This is a genomic window from Aquimonas sp. (genome assembly GCF_044377145.1).
Classification (GTDB): domain Bacteria; phylum Pseudomonadota; class Gammaproteobacteria; order Xanthomonadales; family Xanthomonadaceae; genus Aquimonas.
Genome location: NZ_JBILJQ010000014.1, coordinates 22,298 through 38,176 on the forward strand (window position 1 = coordinate 22,298; position 15,879 = coordinate 38,176).

15 protein-coding genes are annotated in these 15,879 nt (G+C 66.3%); 12 read left to right on the forward strand and 3 right to left on the reverse strand.

The genetic code is table 11. The features are described from left to right. Positions 1-93 precede the first annotated feature (93 nt). Positions 94-654 (forward strand): ECF-type sigma factor, encoded by a 561-nt coding sequence (locus ACIQ7H_RS06430; RefSeq protein ID WP_395789574.1) that lies wholly within the window; start codon positions 94-96, stop codon positions 652-654. Further along, a complete protein-coding gene (locus tag ACIQ7H_RS06435; protein WP_395789576.1) occupies positions 651-3,422 on the forward strand; it encodes a tetratricopeptide repeat protein in 2,772 nt (923 codons plus the stop codon). Before ACIQ7H_RS06430 ends, ACIQ7H_RS06435 begins: the two co-directional genes overlap by 4 nt. A 68-nt stretch (positions 3,423-3,490) precedes the next feature. On the opposite strand, the gene ACIQ7H_RS06440 is transcribed toward ACIQ7H_RS06435, so the two are convergent. Further along, complete coding sequence (locus tag ACIQ7H_RS06440) at positions 3,491-4,447, reverse strand: hypothetical protein (protein ID WP_395789578.1); 957 nt, start codon at positions 4,445-4,447, stop codon at positions 3,491-3,493. Positions 4,448-4,713: 266 nt separating this feature from the next. Between ACIQ7H_RS06440 and ACIQ7H_RS06445 the strand changes: the two genes are divergently transcribed. Then, positions 4,714-5,262 (forward strand): ECF-type sigma factor, encoded by a 549-nt coding sequence (locus ACIQ7H_RS06445; RefSeq protein ID WP_395789580.1) that lies wholly within the window; start codon positions 4,714-4,716, stop codon positions 5,260-5,262. A 143-nt stretch (positions 5,263-5,405) separates the two neighbouring features. Continuing rightward, complete coding sequence (locus ACIQ7H_RS06450) at positions 5,406-5,768, forward strand: hypothetical protein (RefSeq protein WP_395789582.1); 363 nt, start codon at positions 5,406-5,408, stop codon at positions 5,766-5,768. A 16-nt stretch (positions 5,769-5,784) separates the two neighbouring features. Here the strand turns inward: ACIQ7H_RS06450 and ACIQ7H_RS06455 are convergent, their stop codons facing one another. Beyond that, positions 5,785-6,264 (reverse strand): DUF1456 family protein, encoded by a 480-nt coding sequence (locus ACIQ7H_RS06455; protein WP_395789583.1) that lies wholly within the window; start codon positions 6,262-6,264, stop codon positions 5,785-5,787. Between the two features lie 740 nt (positions 6,265-7,004). Here ACIQ7H_RS06455 and rlmF point away from each other — a divergent pair. Beyond that, positions 7,005-8,036 carry a 23S rRNA (adenine(1618)-N(6))-methyltransferase RlmF gene (gene rlmF / locus ACIQ7H_RS06460; RefSeq protein ID WP_395789585.1) on the forward strand — a complete coding sequence of 344 codons (1,032 nt, stop codon included), beginning with the start codon at positions 7,005-7,007 and terminating at the stop codon, positions 8,034-8,036. A 90-nt stretch (positions 8,037-8,126) separates the two neighbouring features. Here the strand turns inward: rlmF and ACIQ7H_RS06465 are convergent, their stop codons facing one another. Beyond that, a complete protein-coding gene (locus ACIQ7H_RS06465; protein WP_395789587.1) occupies positions 8,127-8,867 on the reverse strand; it encodes a pseudouridine synthase in 741 nt (246 codons plus the stop codon). Positions 8,868-9,049: 182 nt separating this feature from the next. Here ACIQ7H_RS06465 and ACIQ7H_RS06470 point away from each other — a divergent pair, with 182 nt between their 5' ends. Genes ACIQ7H_RS06470 through ACIQ7H_RS06500 form a run of 7 tightly spaced genes read left to right on the forward strand, consistent with a single transcriptional unit; the run spans position 9,050 to position 15,830 of the window. Beyond that, a complete protein-coding gene (locus ACIQ7H_RS06470; RefSeq protein WP_395789588.1) occupies positions 9,050-10,012 on the forward strand; it encodes an acyl-CoA desaturase in 963 nt (320 codons plus the stop codon). Position 10,013: 1 nt separating this feature from the next. Further along, positions 10,014-11,261, forward strand: a complete 1,248-nt coding sequence (locus ACIQ7H_RS06475) for an NAD(P)/FAD-dependent oxidoreductase (protein WP_395789590.1) — start codon at positions 10,014-10,016, stop codon at positions 11,259-11,261. Beyond that, on the forward strand, positions 11,258-12,076 hold the full coding sequence (locus tag ACIQ7H_RS06480) for a DUF1365 domain-containing protein (protein ID WP_395789592.1): 819 nt from the start codon (positions 11,258-11,260) through the stop codon (positions 12,074-12,076). The genes ACIQ7H_RS06475 and ACIQ7H_RS06480 overlap by 4 nt, the downstream gene beginning before the upstream one ends. Before the next feature lie 46 nt (positions 12,077-12,122). Further along, on the forward strand, positions 12,123-13,439 hold the full coding sequence (locus ACIQ7H_RS06485) for a class I SAM-dependent methyltransferase (RefSeq protein ID WP_395789594.1): 1,317 nt from the start codon (positions 12,123-12,125) through the stop codon (positions 13,437-13,439). Then, positions 13,436-13,966, forward strand: coding sequence for a DUF2878 domain-containing protein (locus ACIQ7H_RS06490; RefSeq protein ID WP_395789596.1), 531 nt, complete (start codon positions 13,436-13,438; stop codon positions 13,964-13,966). Before ACIQ7H_RS06485 ends, ACIQ7H_RS06490 begins: the two co-directional genes overlap by 4 nt. Further along, on the forward strand, positions 13,963-14,748 hold the full coding sequence (locus ACIQ7H_RS06495; protein WP_395789598.1) for a DUF1295 domain-containing protein: 786 nt from the start codon (positions 13,963-13,965) through the stop codon (positions 14,746-14,748). The genes ACIQ7H_RS06490 and ACIQ7H_RS06495 overlap by 4 nt, the downstream gene beginning before the upstream one ends. 50 nt (positions 14,749-14,798) lie before the next feature. Next, positions 14,799-15,830 carry an SAM-dependent methyltransferase gene (locus tag ACIQ7H_RS06500; protein WP_395789600.1) on the forward strand — a complete coding sequence of 344 codons (1,032 nt, stop codon included), beginning with the start codon at positions 14,799-14,801 and terminating at the stop codon, positions 15,828-15,830. The last annotated feature ends 49 nt before the right edge of the window (positions 15,831-15,879 follow it).

A 15,879-nucleotide genomic window follows, 5' to 3' on the forward strand; every position in this document is an offset into this window, starting at 1 on the left:
GGTCGGCTGGCATATGATTCAGGCTCGGGCGCACGCCACGCTGCGGGCGACCGGACGGCAGCTCCGAGCCAGCGCGCACTTGAGGAGGCCGACGTGAGCAACGAGATCACCCAGCTGCTGAAGCGCCACCACGCCGGCGAGCGCGCAGCCTTCGACGCGATGGTGCCGCTGGTCTACACCCGACTTCGCGAGATCGCCCATCGCCAGCGCCTGCGCGGTGGCGAACGCGGCAACACGCTGTCGACCACCGCCCTGCTGCAGGAGGCCTACCTGCAGCTGGTCGAAGAGACCGGCGTCGACTGGCAGAGCCGCACCCACTTCTTCGCGATCTGCGCGCGCGCGATGCGGCGGATCCTGGTCGACGCCGCGCGCCAGCGCAGCTGCGACAAGCGCGGCGGCGGCCAGCCCGATCTGACCCTCAAGACCGATCTGATGGCGATCGACGAACAGGCTGAAGACATCCTTTCCGTGAACCTCGCCCTCGACAGCCTGCGCGAGTTCAACGAGCGCCTGGCACAGGTGGTGGAGTGCCGCTATTTCGGCGGCCTGACCGAAGAAGAAACCGCGGCCGCGCTGGGTGCCTCGCTGCGCACCGTGCAGCGCGACTGGCTGCGCGCCCGCGCCTGGCTGATGAAAGCCTTCAACCCCGCATGAGCCCGCCGCCCGATCGCCGCGCCGAGATCGACGCGCTGTTCGTGCAGGCGCTGGATCTGGAGGACGCCGAGCGCGCCGCCTTTGTGCAAGGCATCGCCGACCCGTTCCTGCACGGCGAGCTGGTCGAGCTGCTGCGCTGGGCCGAGGCCCCGGACGACCCCTTCCAGCTCAATGCGGCCGCCGCCGAACGCCTGCTCGACCAGGCTTTTGACCAGCTGAAACCGGTGTTCGGCGATCTCGACGAAGACACCCTGCCCGAGCAGATCGGAGCCTGGCGGATCATGGGTGAGCTCGGCGCCGGCGGCATGGGCCGGGTGCTGCTGGTCGAGCGCAGCGGCGGCGATTTCGAACAGCGCGGCGCGCTCAAGCTGATCCGCCACGGCATCGCCGCCAGCGAGTTCGCGCGTCGGTTTGTGCAGGAGCGGCAGATCCTGGCCCGGCTCGACCATCCCTGCATCGCACGGCTGCTCGACGGCGGCCGCGACCCCGGCGGGCGCCTGTACCTGGTGATGGAATACGTCGACGGCGAACCGATCGACCGCTACTGCGACCGCCATCGGCTCGGCATCGGCGCACGCGTCGAGTTGTTCCTGCAGGTCTGCGCGGCGGTGGCGCACGCGCACCGCAACCTGGTGATCCACCGCGATTTGAAGCCCTCCAACATCGTCGTCAGTGCCGACGGCAGCGTGAAGCTGCTCGATTTCGGCATCGCCAAAGTGCTCGACGACAGCGAAGCCGGCGCAGCCATGGCCACCCGCGCCGAGATGCGCATGTTCACGCCGGAATACGCCTCACCCGAACAGGTGCGCGGTGAGCCGGTGACCACCGCCAGCGATGTCTACCAACTCGGCCTGCTGCTGTACGAACTGCTGACCGGCCACCGCGCGCAGGCGGTCGGCCAGGCCACACCGGCCGGGCTGGAACGCGCGATCTGCAACACCGAACCGCCGCGCCCCAGCCAACGCCTGGCCGAGACCGACAGCGCGCAGGCCGAGGCTCGCCAGCTGCGGGTCGCCACCTTGCGCCGCAGCCTGCGCGGCGACCTCGACAACATCGTGCTGAAGGCGATCCGCAAAGCGCCTGAGCGCCGCTACGCGTCAGTGCCCGAACTGATTGAAGACCTGCAGCGCTCGCGCGCCGGACACACCGTGCGTGCGCGCCCCGACACCTGGGCCTACCGCGCCCGCACCTTTCTTCGCCGACATCCGATCGGCGTGGCCTTCGCCTTCATCACCGCGCTGCTGCTGCTGTTCTACGCCGTAACCCTGACCCTGCAGGCGCAGGCACTGGCGGTCGAGCGCGACCGCGCCCAGGCCGAAGCCCGCAAGGCGCGTGAAGTACAAGGTTTCGTGCAGCGCCTGTTCGAAGGCATCGACCCCGACATAGCCGGCGCCCCGCCGCTCAGCGTCAAGGCCCTGCTCGACCGCAGCTGGGGCGAGATCGAAGGCGAACTCGGCGCTCATCCGGAGGTGCAGGCTGAGCTGCTGGACACGGTCGGCAACGTCTATCGCGCGCTGGGCGACTACGATCGGGCAGGCGAGCTGCTGGGCTCGGCGCAAGCGCTGGCGGAGAAGTTCGAGGGCAGTCAGCCGTTGTTGGCTGCGCGGATCTATCGGAGCTACGGCATCACGTTGGGGGCTGGTGCGGATCTTGAGCTGGCCGAACGGCAGTTGCGTAGGGCCTTGCAGATCCAGCGCAGCCAAATGGCCGAGTACGACGTGACAAGCGCAGACACGATGGTTGAGCTCGCATATCTGTTGCGGCGTCGTGGGAACCAACTCGACGCCGAGCGCTTCGCTCGCGAAGCGCTGGACATTCGCATTGCCACGCATGGGGAACAGGATCGGACGGTCGCTGAGAGCCTCAATCAACTGGCAACAATCGAGCGTCTCGCGGGTCGCCTGGAGTCGGCCGACACCTTGGCTACCCGAGCGTTGGAGGTGCGGCGGGCGGTGCTGCCACCAACCCACCCGCAGATCGCAGAGAATCTCTCCGACCTTGCAATGATCAAGCGACGCCGTGGCGACATCAAGCTGGCGCTGACTTTGTATGCAGAGTCCATTGAGGGGCAGCGCAAGGCGCGCGGCAGTAGGCATCCGTTCTTGGCCGCGACCTTGGGCAACTATGGCAAAGCGCTGGGTCAAGCTAATCGCCTTGTGGAGGCAGAGGCGGCATTGCGCGAGGCATTAAGCATCCAGCAGTCCGTGCACGGCGCTGTTCATGCCAGCGTCGCCTTCGTACAGTTCGACTTGGGTAAGGTGCTGTTTTCGCAGGGGCGCTTCGATGCCGCTGTAAGCGCCTACACACAGGCGCTCACAGCGCTACCCCACAGTCACGACTGGTGGCGCCCGCTGATGCTCAAGGGCTTGGCAGCCTGCGAACTTGCACGGGGACAAGAGCACGCCGCGCAGTCGCTGTATCGGCAAGCGCTGAAGGCGCTACGGGACGAATCGCGCAACCCGAACGAGATCGTGGAGGTACGCCTGCGCCTAGTTGAGATATCGATACAACTCCAACAGCTCGATAGTGCCGAAATCGAACTTCGCGAAGTGCTGGAAGAGCTAACGAACCGTGGAGCAGCGGCGCCGAAGCTGCACGCTGAAACACTAAGGTTACTGGGCACCGTCCTGATTGAAGGCGGCAGTATTGGCGCGGCCATACCGCATCTTGAGCAGAGTCTGCAGCTCATGCAGACCCTGCCCCAGGCAGATGCAGTTGCAATCCAGTCCGTAAAGGCGCTCCTAGCGCAAGCTCGAGAGGCACGCTGAACTGTCAAAATCGCCACCCGAATGAATTTGACTATGCCTAGCCGCGGCTCTCGTTGCCGTCCCCAACGCTACGGGGTCGTAAAGCTCCCTGTGCAGCTGCCATCCACCTTAATCCGAATCGATCTCACGTTGTTCGTTCCATTGGATTCTGTCACTTGCTCCTTGCTATCGGCATACGCGAACACCCGCCATACGCCTGGGGGCAATGCGATCTGGCCGGAAACCACATGGAAGGCACCTGGCGCCAAGGCCGGCACCTGCGAGGCATCCAGCTGCGGACCGAAGCGATGTCCGCTTCGAAGTGCGCTCACCGACGGCGACGCCTGCCCGACGCCCACATTTCGGATCATGTGGCTGTAGTTGAAGTAGCAGCGACCCTGAGACTTGAACACCGCGGCTGAGGCCTGCAGCTCCAGGTTGGCGCCCCACGGCGCGTACTGACCGGCGATATTGAGTCCTTGTCCTGGCGTGAGGTCCGGCAGCGTTCCAGGCAGGATGGGCGGTGCGAAACAGGTCGGTTGCTCCACCGCGGCAAAGGGCACTTCGTCGGGCGTCTCGCAATCGGGCGGACCTTCAGAACCGGTGCCACTGGTCAACCCCATCTCATGCATCGTCGCCTGCAGCTGACACCCACCGCCGGTAGCACCAACCACCCGCAACGCAACCGGGTTGATATGCGGCCGTGCAGTCGCCGGCTGGGTCTGCAGCACGGCCGAGCTGGGCAGCGCCGTGCCGCTGCAGCCGCTTCGGGTCACCACCAGCTGCGCATCGACAATCTCGTTGTTCGGCCCGCGCAACACGCCGGCATAGGGGCCGGCCGCCGGGCCGCGCAGCTCCAGCAAGTAGCGGCCGGCGCGCAGGTCCAGGCCCTGCAACGGGCTGCTGGGGGCGTACTCCAACTCAACCACGTTGACGCTGTGCGGGGCCGTGGTGCTCTGGGCGAAGGCAGGGGCGCCGATGGCAAGCGCACTCAGCACGGCCATCGACAGCAGCAAGGGGCGGGGGGCGGACAGACAGTGACTCATGGGTGGGGCTCCGGTGGGGCTCGAACGGGGGCTTGGGCGGCGATGCAGAACCGCCCTGCCCTGAAGAGTCGAAACAGCGCGGGCAAACCCGCCACCGGTTCGGAAACATTTTTTGCGCGGCGCGTGCGGCCGCCATTCTGACCGCTTCGCGCACCTCGGCAAACACAGCGTGGCGGGTTTGCCAGCCGAAACTCGACTTCCTTGCCAAGCCCGCGCAAGCCCTGCGTTGCGCGCTCGCGGCACGAACCGAACACGGAGCAGCCCTCATGCAAACCCACACGCTCGCCATCGCCGAACCCTCGCCCGCCTGCAAGGCCGCCGCCAGCGCGGAACGCCTGACCCAGGTCTATGCCACCTTGAAGCGGGTCGCGCGCAAGCAGCTCAACCGCGGCCATGCGCCCGCCACGCTGTCGCCGACTGCGCTCGTGCATGAGGCCTACCTGCGCGTGGCAGAGGGCGGGCATCTGGCGGTGGACAGCGAATCGCATCTGATCTCGCTGTGCGCGCGCACGATGCGGCATGTGTTTGTCGACTACTGTCGCGCTCGTTCCGCGGCCAAGCGCGGCAATGCGCTGGCGGTGGACGAACCCGAGGCCGATTGCCCTGAGCTGGCCGATCCGGCCGCCCTGCTGGCGCTCGATCAGGCCCTGCATGACATCGAAGCGCGCGATCCGCGGCTGGCGCGGGTGATCGAATTGCGCGTGTTCGCCGGCCTGGAGCCACCCGCCATTGCGGAAGCCCTGAGCATCGACCTGCGCACCGTACAGCGCGACTGGCTGCGCGCGCGGGTGTGGCTGAGCGGCGCGCTGGGCTAGCCAGTACTCGCCGCGGGCGGGCCCGATCTCGCGATCCATCTGTGCGGTCTGCCCTCGCCCGCGCGACCTGCGAATGCGCTGATCGGCCCGGCGGATGCGATGATCGGCGCCGGCCACGCATGGCCGATCATTCCGGAGTGCACATGTCCCCTGCCCGCCCGCACCGAATCCGGCACGGCTTCAGCCTGCTGCTCGCCTTTACCGTGGGCAGCAGCCAGGCCCAGGATGCGCTCGACGACAGCGCCGCCGGCCGCGCCTCGGCGGTGCTCGCCACCAGCGAGTTCGCCGCCACCCATTGCCCCGAACTGAAGCTCAACGAGGACGCTCTGCAGGCCGTGCTCGCGCCGGCCAAGCTGAGCCGCGACGTACTGCGCGAGCGCGAGGACTTTCTGCGCCAGACGCTGGCGCTGAATGCGCTGCTGGACACCTACGACCACCAGACCCTGTGCACGATGGTCAGCCGTCAGCACGCGGGTGATGTCGACGGGCTGCTCAGCTCGGAGTAGCGCCGGCGAGGCCGATTCAGGCCGCAGTGTCGGGCCGCAGCCGCAGGGTCAGCCCACGCAGGAAGTTGCGCAGCAGCTGGTCGCCGCACAGGCGGAAGTGCTTGTGGCTGCGGTCGCGGAAGAACGCGCTCAGCTCGGGCTTGGAGACCGGAAAGCCGGCATCCTCGAAGATCTGGTGCATGTCGACGTCCTTCAGCTCGAAGGCCACCCGGAGTTTCTTCAGCACCACATTGTTGGAGACGTGCTTTTCGACCGGGCGCGGTGGGCGGCTGTCGTCGCGGCCGCGGCGGAAGATCACCAGGCCGTCCAGAAAATGCGCCAGCACGCTGGTGCTGCATTCGACGAAGCCGTCCTCGCCTTCCTTCTTGGTCAGCACCTGCACCTCGGCCTTGTCGATCGGAAAATCGGCCTTGGCCAGCTGGATGATCTCGACCACCTTCTGGTCGCTGAGATCGAGCATGAAGCGGACGCTGCGAAGAATGTCGTTGTTGATCATGGGTGTCCTGGAGGCGGCGAGGCCGCGGCACGCTCACTGCGTGACGGGCGGACTGCTTGGAAAGCGTGAGGGGTCGGGCCGACACTGCATCGGTCGGCGCGCGGCGCGCGCATCGAGGCAGCGCAGCCCGTGGACGCAGATCGTAACCGTCAACGGTGCACGGCCAAAGCCTTGTCGCCATCGCTGCGATGTTTCGGCAGCGCACGTCGATCAACTCGGCAAGGACGCAGCGCGCGTCGATCGACCGCAGGCAGGCATGAGCACACCCGACGCCCACTCGGAGACGCTCGACCGCCCCGGCGCCGATCGCGACGAGGTTCCGCCACCACACAGCAACCCGCATTTGCATACTCAGCACGCCTCGGACAATCGCATCCAGCGGCTGGCACACGCTCCACGCCGTTCGCGGCTTCGCCCTGCTGCATCGCGGGCTTGTTCGCCCACCTGGCGCTGCAGCGCCGGGGCACACGGTGTTTCGTGCCAGCACATGCTGTTGGTGCATTCCGTCGCCCTGCTGCTGCACCGGGAGCATCGCTGGGACCGCGCCGGCCGTTTCGCCGACCGCGCGCGGTGCCGCTTGCTGCGTGGGAGAACGCAGACATCCCTACGCTTGGTTGCTGGTCCGCGTCGAAGCAGCGGCTGCAATCGAGCAAGGCTGGTCAAGCGCGATTCGCGCAGGCACGCTGGCGAGCCCGTCTCGACCCGTGACGCCCAATGCCAAGCCAGCCAGGCCGCCTCGCATGAGCCGTCCCCCGCGCCCGCCCGCAGCCAATTCGCGACGCCAGGGCGCAAGCCCTGCTGCGCGCCCCAGCGCGGCGGTCGGCGCCACCGGCGCCAGTCTGCACCCGCGCAATCGCCATCAGGGCCACTACGATTTCGATGCACTGCTGGCGCAGTCGCCGGCGCTGGCGGCGCATCTGATCAGCACGCCCTACGGTGAACGCAGCATCGATTTCAGCCAACCGGCCGCGGTGCGCGCGCTGAATGCGGCGCTGCTGCGCCTGCAGTACGGCATCGCCCATTGGCAGATTCCCGAGGGCTATCTGTGTCCGCCCGTGCCGGGCCGCGCCGACTATCTGCACGGTCTTGCCGACCTGCTGGCCAGCGACAATGAAGGCGTGATCCCACGTGGCGATCAGGTGCGCGCGCTGGATATCGGGGTCGGCGCCAACTGCATCTATCCCTTGATTGGCCATGCCGAGTACGGCTGGCGCTTCGTTGGAACCGAGATCGACCTGCAGGCGATCGCGATCGCGCAGCAGATTGTCGATGCCAATCCGGGCTTGGCTGCGGCGATCGAGCTGCGCGCGCAGACGCTGCGCGGCCAGGTGTTCGCAAGTGTGCTGAAAGCCGGCGAGCGCTTCGACCTCAGCCTGTGCAATCCGCCCTTCCACGCATCCGCCGAGGAGGCCGCGCGCGGCAGCCAGCGCAAGTGGCGGAATCTGGGCAAGCCGATCGGCAAGCGCGCCGCGACGCCGCTTAATTTCGGTGGGCAGTCGAACGAGCTGTGGTGCACCGGCGGTGAGGCCTCGTTCCTGCGCCGCATGATCAACGAGAGCGCACCGCTGGCGAACTCGATCTGCTGGTTCACCAGCCTGGTGGCGAAATCCGAGCATCTGCCGGCGCTGCGCAAACAGCTGCAGAAGGTAGGCGCGAGCGAAGTGCGCGAGCTCAGCATGGCCCAGGGCAACAAACAGAGCCGGTTTCTGGCCTGGACCTTTCTGGATGCATCGCTGCGTCGCGTCTGGCGTGCGCAGCGTGAGGCGATCTGATGCGCAGCTCACTGCGCGACAGCAGCAGCACGCCGACGCACGGCTGGCTTTCGCCAAACCGCGGGCGCACCGCCTGCGATTCGCGTAGCCCTAAGCCCCGCGCAGCAGACGGACTTCATCGGCACTGAGCGGGCGGACTGCGCCCTTGGCGAGATCGCCAAGCTGGACCGGCCCGATCGACACCCGCACCAGGCGCAGCACCACCAGGCCGACGGCGGCCAGCAGGCGGCGGATCTGGCGGTTGCGGCCTTCGTCCAGCACCATCTCCAGCCAGGTCCGGCGCTCGCCGCCGCGCAGGCGCTCGATCCGCACCACCTGCAGCAGCTCGCCTGCATCCAGCACGCCCGCACGCAGACGCTGCAGCAGTGCGTCATCGGCCAGACCTTCAACCTGCACGTGATAGGTCTTGTGCAGCGGCGTGCGCGGCTCGGTCACCGCGGCGTTGAACGCGGGATCGTTGCTGAGCAGCAGCAGACCCTCGCTGGCCTGGTCCAGCCGCCCGGCCGGCGCAAGCCAGGGCAGATCCAGACCTTCCAGGCAGCGATAGATGGTGTCGCGACCGCGCTCGTCCTGGGCTGTGGTCACCAGCCCACGGGGTTTGTTCAAGGCCAGAAACACCGAGTCGACCGCGTGCGCTGCGGCGCCATCGACCGCGATGCTTGTGGCGTCCAGAGCGGTCGGATGCTCGGGGTCAAGCACTACCCGGCCTGCCACCTGCACCCGTCCGGCGCGAATCCAGCGCTCGGCCTCGGTGCGTGAGCACAGGCCGCGCTTGGAAAGGACGCGGGCGAGGCCATAGCGGGGTGTGTTGGCAGCAACAACTTTGCGCATCAGCGGAGTTCCGGCTCGTTCGCACCGCGCCGCGGAGGCCTGCATCCACACCGCAGTCGCTGACGTATGCCTGTTGAATTTGCTGGCGTCAGACGCCGCGTGGCGGTTAGTGTGCCGCAGGCTGAGCTGTCTCGCGCGCCCGATTCACCGTGAAATCACCGGCCGTTCGCACAATCCTGCCCATGCCCGAACTCAAACACTCCGATTCCACCGCCCGTCACCGCGTCCGCGCGGCCCCGATAGCCGCCCTGCTGCGCTGGTTCGACAGTAGCGTGCAGCCCGCCCACACGGGTGACCCCGATGCCATCGACTGGCTGCGGGTATTGCCTTTCATTGGTTTGCATCTCGCCTGCTTGGGCGTGATCTGGGTCGGAGTGTCGTGGTTCGCGGTCGCGGTTGCGGCGGCGCTTTACGCCCTGCGCATGTTCGCGATCACCGGCTTCTACCACCGCTATTTTTCGCACCGCGCGTTCAAGACCTCGCGGCCGGTGCAGTTCCTGTTCGCCGCCCTCGGCGCGATGAGTGTGCAGCGTGGGCCGCTATGGTGGGCCGCGCACCACCGCCACCACCATCGCAATTCGGACCAGGCCAGCGATTTGCACTCGCCGGTGCAGCACGGTTTCCTGCGCGCACACATGGGCTGGTTCCTGAGCCGAGGCGCCTTCGCCACCGACACTCAGGCGATTGCAGATCTCGCCAAGTTTCCGGAGCTGCGCCTGATCGACCGCTTCGATGTTCTCCTGCCCGTGCTGCTGGCCGCCAGCCTGTTCCTGCTCGGCGGCTGGCTGGAGCAGGCCGCGCCGGGCCTGCAGACCTCCGGCCCGCAGCTGTTGATCTGGGGATTCTTCATTTCCACCGTGGTGCTGTTCCACGCCACGGTGACGATCAACTCGCTGGCGCACCAGATCGGCAGCCGCCGTTTCGACACCCGCGACAACAGTCGCAACAACTGGTGGTTGGCCCTGCTGACCTTCGGCGAAGGCTGGCACAACAACCACCATCACTTCCCCGGCTCGGCGCGGCAGGGCTTCCGCTGGTGGGAGTTCGATCTGACCTACTACGCTCTCAAGCTGATGACCTGGGTCGGTCTGGTCTGGGATCTGAAGCCGGTTCCCGCCGGCTTGAAACGAAGCGGCGGAAACTGAGATGCGCATCGCCGTGGTGGGATCGGGCATCGCCGGCTTGGCGACCGCCTGGCAGCTGGCGCGCGAGCATCAGGTGGTGCTGTTCGAGGCCGAGTCGCGGCTCGGGGGGCACACGCACACGCATGAGATCGAACGCGACGGTCGACGGTTCCGGGTCGACTCCGGCTTCATCGTGCACAACCCTGCGAACTACCCGCTGCTGACCGCGATGCTCGACGAGCTCAAGGTCGAGATCCAGCCGACCACGATGGGCTTCTCGGTGCACAACGCCCGCAGTGGTCTGCAGTACAGCGCTGGAACCCTGGGCGGATTGTTCTGCCAGCGGCGCAATCTGCTGTCTCCGCGGTTCTACCGGATGGTGGCCGATATCCTGCGCTTCTACCGCGAGGCGCCGGCCCTGCTGGCGGGCGATGCCGAAGGCCCGGGCCTTGGCGACTATCTGCAGGCCCAGAGCTATTCGCAGATGTTCATCGATGAGCATCTGGTGCCGATGGCCTCGGCGCTGTGGTCATCGCCGTCCGACCGTGTGCTGCAGTTTCCGGCGCGCTATCTGGTCCAGTTCATGGCCAATCACCACATGTTGAGCGCGGGCGACCGTCCGCAGTGGAAGGTGGTCAAGGGTGGCTCCAGCCGCTATATCGCGGCCTTGGAAAGCGTCTGGCGGGTCGAGGCGCGGCTGTCGTCCGCGGTCACTTCCATCGCTCGCGTAGCCGGCGGTGTCGAGGTGCGCACCGCCGCCTACAGCGAACACTTCGATCAAGCCGTGCTGGCCTGCCACAGCGACCAAGCGCTGGCATTGCTGGACGCACCCAGCGCGCGCGAACAGGAGATCCTCGGCGCGATCCGCTACCAGGCGAACGACACAGTGCTGCATACCGATGCCAGCCTGCTGCCGCCCAATCGTCGTGCCTGGGCCGCCTGGAATGCGCACATCCCGGCCGACCCATCGGCCGACTGCACGGTCAGCTACTGCATGAACCTGCTGCAGGGAATCAGCTCGCACGAGCCCTTCGTGGTGACGCTGAACCGCAGCGCGGCGATCGACCCGGCCAAGGTCATCGCGCGCATGCAGTACGCCCACCCCGAGTACACCCACGCCAGCGTTGCCGCGCAGAAGCGCCGCGCCGAGATCAACGGCGTCGATGGCATCTGGTACTGCGGTGCCTACTGGGGCTGGGGCTTCCACGAAGACGGTATTCGCTCGGGCATCGAGGTGGTGCGCGCGCTCGGTGTGCGCTGGCCGCAATGATGCGGCCGCCTGCGGCAACGACCGCGACGCCAGTGCCGGCGCAGCCTGCATCGCCGCTGCAGAGCGCGATCTACCGCGGACAGATCATGCACCGTCGGCACGCACCGCATCCGCACGCCTTCCGCTACCCCTTGTTCATGCTCTATCTCGACCTTGCCGAGCTTGAGCAGGTGTTTTCAGGTCGCTGGCTGTGGTCGGTCGGCCGGCGCAACGTGGCCGCGTTCAGGCGTGAGGACTACCTGGGTGATCCCGCACTGCCACTGGACGAGGCCGTGCGCCAGCGCTTCGAGCAAGTCAGCGGACGTCGCCCGAGCGGGCCGATCCGGCTGCTCAGCCACCTTCGATACTTCGGCTACAGCTTCAACCCGGTCAGCTTCTACTACTGCTTCAAGCCCGACGGTGAGACCCTTGACGGCATCGTCGCCGAGATCACCAACACGCCATGGAAGGAACGCCACAGCTACGTGCTGCCGGCCGAGACAGCCGAGGTCGGCGCGGATGGCTGGCGCTGGCGTTTCGACAAGCGCTTCCACGTCTCGCCCTTCATGCCGATGGAGCGCGGCTACGACTGGCGCTTCGGTCTGCCGGGCAAGGACCTTCGCGTCCACATGAACATCGAGCGGCCTGAGGGCCGCGACTTCGATGCCACCTTGAGCCTGCAGCGCGAGCCGCTGAGCGCGCGCGCGCTGGCGATGAGCCTGCTGCGGCATCCCTGGATGACGGCGCGGGTGCTGGTGGCGATCCACTGGCAGGCGCTCTTGATCTGGTGCAGACGCAATCCCGTCTACGATCACCCCTCGAAATCGCGTCGATGACGTCGCGCATGTGCCGAAATCCACTTCCCGCCCAATGAGCCTACCCATGAACTCCAGTACCGAGGCCAGCGCGCTGTATGCCGGCGAGAGCGGCGAAAGCGCGCAGCACAGCCTGCCTTTGCAGGCGCTGCGAGGCCTCGACCGACGCCTGCGCGCGCAGCTGCTGAAGCAGATCGGCCACCTGCGCGAATGCGAAGTCGTTCTGGAGGATGCCGAAGGCTCGGTGCGTCTGGGCACCGCCGTCGAAGGACGCGAGACCCTGCGCTGCAGGATGCGCGTATCCGACCCGGCGTTCTACCGGATGGCCGCGGCGCAGGGTTCAGTGGGCGCAGGCGAGTCCTACATGGACGGCCACTGGTCCTGCGATGACCTGGTCGCCTTGATTCGCATTCTGGTCATCAACCGCGATCTGCTGGATGCGATGGAGGGCGGGCTGGCGCGCTTCGGCGGCTGGGCGCTGCGTGCCTGGCATGCCTTGCAGCGCAATACCCGCAGCGGCAGCCGGCGCAACATCGCCGCCCACTACGACCTCGGCAATGATCTGTTCATGCTGTTCCTGTGCGAGAACATGATGTATTCGTCGGCGGTGTTCGCCGACCCGAGTGAACCGCTTGAGCTCGCCTCCACCCGCAAGCTCGATCGCATCTGCCGCAAGCTCGATCTGCAGCCGGGTGAGCACGTGGTCGAGATCGGCACTGGCTGGGGCGGGTTCGCGATCCATGCGGCGCGCCACTACGGTGTGCGCGTCACCACCACCACGCTGTCGAAAGAGCAGCGCGAACTGGCGCTGACTCGCATCCAGCAGGCCGGACTGTCAGGCAAGATCGAGGTGCTGCTGTCCGACTATCGCGATCTGCAGGGCCGCTACGACAAGCTGGTCTCGATCGAGATGATCGAGGCGATCGGGCACCAGTATCTGGACACCTACTTCGGCAAGGTTCGCAGCCTGCTGAAGGACGATGGCATGGCCTTGATCCAGGCCATCACCATTGAAGACCACCGCTATGCGCAGGCGCTGCGGGCAGTCGACTTCATCAAACGCTTCATCTTCCCGGGCAGCTTCATTCCGTCGATCCATGCCATGCAGGGTGCGATCGCACGCAGCAGCGATCTGAAGCTCTACAACCTCGAAGACATCGGCCCCAGCTATGCGCTGACGCTTCGCCACTGGCGCCAGCGCTTCATGGCCAGGCTGTCCGAGGTGCGCGCGCTCGGCTACCCGGAGCGCTTCATTCGGATGTGGGAGTTCTACCTGTGTTACTGCGAAGGCGGCTTCATCGAGCGCTCGATCGGCGATGTGCAGCTGCTGCTGACAGCGCCACGCTGTCGCCGTACCGAATACCTGCCCGACCTGCGCTCATGATGTTCATCGCCAATGTCGTCTGCTTCCAGCTGGTCTGGCTGGCCACCGTGGCTGGCGCCGCCAATGGCCTGTGGTGGGCCGGCCCGCTCGCTGTACTGGTATTCGCCGCCTGGCAGGTGCCGCTGAGTGCGAATCCGCGCGCCGACCTCAAGCTGATGGGTATTGCCGCAGTTGCAGGTTTTCTGATCGATAGCGCGCTGGTGCTGTCCGGCCTGCTGGTGTTCGAGACACCGGTGCCCTGGGCGCTGATGGCGCCGGTGTGGATCATCGCGCTGTGGGTGGCGTTTGCGTTGACGCTGAACCATTCGATGGCCGGCCTGAAGACCAAACCGGTGCTGGCGGTACTGCTGGGGCTGCTGGGCGGACCCTTGGCCTACTGGGTCGCGGCGGATGTCTGGCAGGCCGTCGACCTGCACGGCGGCACGTGGTTGACCTTGGCCGTGATCGGGCTGGTGTGGGCCGCGATCACTCCGGCGTTGTTGATTCTCGCCGAGCGTCTCCGCGCCCCGGTTGCGGCAGGCGCATGAGCGTCTACGCATTGCTGGCAATCGTGTCGGCCACCGCCGTGCTGGGAATGGCGGGCACGTGGTGGCTGCAGCAGCGCACCCGCAACGCCGGCTACGTTGACGTTGCGTGGGCCGCGTTGCTGGCGGTCACCGCTCTGATTTATGGCAGCTTCGCCGCCGGCGCTGGGATCCCGCGGCTCCTGGTAGCGATGCTGGCCGGGATCTGGGGAGTACGTCTCGCCCTGCATTTGCTGTCTCGTGTGCTGCATGAAGCCGAAGACGGGCGCTATCAGGCGCTGCGTGAACACTGGCAAGGCCATCAGGGCAAATTCTTTGGCTTCTTCATGGCGCAGGCGGGCCTGGTTCTGCTGTTTTCGCTGCCGTTTCTCGCCGTTGCGGTGAATCCGCACACCGAGCTTTCTTTCAGCATGCTCGCGGGCGTGTCGATCTGGGCCTGCAGCCTCGCTGGCGAGAGCATCGCTGACATGCAGCTCGCCAAGTTCCGCAGCTGTCCTGGCAATCGCGGCAAGACCTGCAGAGTCGGCCTGTGGAACTGGTCGCGGCATCCCAACTATTTTTTCGAGTGGCTGCACTGGTTCGGCTACGTGCTGCTGGCGGTGGGTTCGCCACTGTGGGCGCTGAGCCTGATCGGCCCGGCTGCGATGCTGGTCTCCCTTCTCTGGGTCACGGGCATCCCGTACACCGAAGCTCAGGCGCTGCGCTCTCGCGGCGACGCCTACCGCCGCTACCAGCAGGAAGTCAGCATGTTCCTCCCCTGGCCCCCGCGCCGTCCGAACGACTGAATCCGCCCGGGACGCAGTCCTTGTGGCGCGCGCCCTTTTCTGGAGACCCGATGAGCCTGATCGACCTGTGTGAACGTGGACTGGTGCCCGATGTGCTGACCCGTCTGGGTATCCGCCGCCTGTGCGCTCAGCGACTGCGTGAGGAACGTTCGGACGACGCCAGCGCTGCCTGGGAGCGCTTTCGCAGCCTGTTGGAGGGCTTGCGCAACAGCCCACTGGCGATCGAGACCGCGGCCGCGAATGAACAGCACTACGAGGTGCCAGCGCGCTTCTTCGAGCTGAGCCTGGGCAAACGGCTCAAGTACAGCAGCTGCTACTACCCGACCGGGCGCGAGAGCTTGGACGAAGCCGAGGAGGCGATGCTCGAGCTCTACGGAAAGCGCGCCGAACTGGTGGATGGGCAGCGAATCCTGGAGCTTGGCTGTGGCTGGGGCTCACTCACTTTGTGGATGGCCGAGCGCTTTCCGAAAGCACGGATTCTGGGGGTGTCGAACTCGGCCAGCCAGCGCGAGCACATCCTTGGCCAGTGCACAAAGCGCGGACTGAGCAACGTCGAAATTCTCACCTGCGATGTCAACGTGCTTGACCTTGGAGAACGCCGATTCGACCGCGTGGTCTCGGTCGAAATGTTCGAACACGTGCGCAATTACCAGCAGCTGTTCAAACGCATCAGCGGCTGGCTGGATGAGAACGGCCGGCTGTTCTGCCACGTGTTCTGCCACCGCGAGTTGATGTATCCGTTCGAGGTCGAAGGCGAAGACAACTGGATGGGCCGCAACTTCTTCACCGGCGGCCTGATGCCGGCCGCCGATACCTTCCTGCATTTTCAGGACGACCTGGTTCTCGAGCAGCAGTGGCGGCTGTCAGGCGAGCACTACCAGCGCACGTCCAATCACTGGCTGGAAAATCAGGACCGTCATTCGGCCGAGGTGCTGAGCCTGTTCAGTGAGGTCTATGGTGCTGCGGAGGCCAAGCTCTGGGCACAGCGCTGGCGGATGTTCTGGATGGCCTGTGCCGAGCTGTTCGGCTACGCCGGCGGCAACGAATGGTTGGTAGCGCATTATCGGTTCCGGCGCCGCTGAGGCCCGCCCGTAAATGCACGAGGCCCGCAGATGCGGGCCTCGTCGGTTG

What these genes read in the sequence shown, in the direction of transcription:
- ACIQ7H_RS06490 (WP_395789596.1), top strand. Translation starts at nt 13,436, where the DNA reads ATGATGTTCATCGCCAATGTCGTCTGCTTCCAGCTGGTCTGGCTGGCC.
- ACIQ7H_RS06445 (WP_395789580.1), top strand. Translation starts at nt 4,714, where the DNA reads ATGCAAACCCACACGCTCGCCATCGCCGAACCCTCGCCCGCCTGCAAG.
- ACIQ7H_RS06500 (WP_395789600.1), top strand. Translation starts at nt 14,799, where the DNA reads ATGAGCCTGATCGACCTGTGTGAACGTGGACTGGTGCCCGATGTGCTG.
- ACIQ7H_RS06475 (WP_395789590.1), top strand. Translation starts at nt 10,014, where the DNA reads ATGCGCATCGCCGTGGTGGGATCGGGCATCGCCGGCTTGGCGACCGCC.
- ACIQ7H_RS06485 (WP_395789594.1), top strand. Translation starts at nt 12,123, where the DNA reads ATGAACTCCAGTACCGAGGCCAGCGCGCTGTATGCCGGCGAGAGCGGC.
- ACIQ7H_RS06465 (WP_395789587.1), bottom strand. Translation starts at nt 8,867, where the DNA reads ATGCGCAAAGTTGTTGCTGCCAACACACCCCGCTATGGCCTCGCCCGC.
- rlmF (WP_395789585.1), top strand. Translation starts at nt 7,005, where the DNA reads ATGAGCCGTCCCCCGCGCCCGCCCGCAGCCAATTCGCGACGCCAGGGC.
- ACIQ7H_RS06495 (WP_395789598.1), top strand. Translation starts at nt 13,963, where the DNA reads ATGAGCGTCTACGCATTGCTGGCAATCGTGTCGGCCACCGCCGTGCTG.
- ACIQ7H_RS06440 (WP_395789578.1), bottom strand. Translation starts at nt 4,447, where the DNA reads ATGAGTCACTGTCTGTCCGCCCCCCGCCCCTTGCTGCTGTCGATGGCC.
- ACIQ7H_RS06455 (WP_395789583.1), bottom strand. Translation starts at nt 6,264, where the DNA reads ATGATCAACAACGACATTCTTCGCAGCGTCCGCTTCATGCTCGATCTC.
- ACIQ7H_RS06450 (WP_395789582.1), top strand. Translation starts at nt 5,406, where the DNA reads ATGTCCCCTGCCCGCCCGCACCGAATCCGGCACGGCTTCAGCCTGCTG.
- ACIQ7H_RS06435 (WP_395789576.1), top strand. Translation starts at nt 651, where the DNA reads ATGAGCCCGCCGCCCGATCGCCGCGCCGAGATCGACGCGCTGTTCGTG.
- ACIQ7H_RS06480 (WP_395789592.1), top strand. Translation starts at nt 11,258, where the DNA reads ATGATGCGGCCGCCTGCGGCAACGACCGCGACGCCAGTGCCGGCGCAG.
- ACIQ7H_RS06470 (WP_395789588.1), top strand. Translation starts at nt 9,050, where the DNA reads ATGCCCGAACTCAAACACTCCGATTCCACCGCCCGTCACCGCGTCCGC.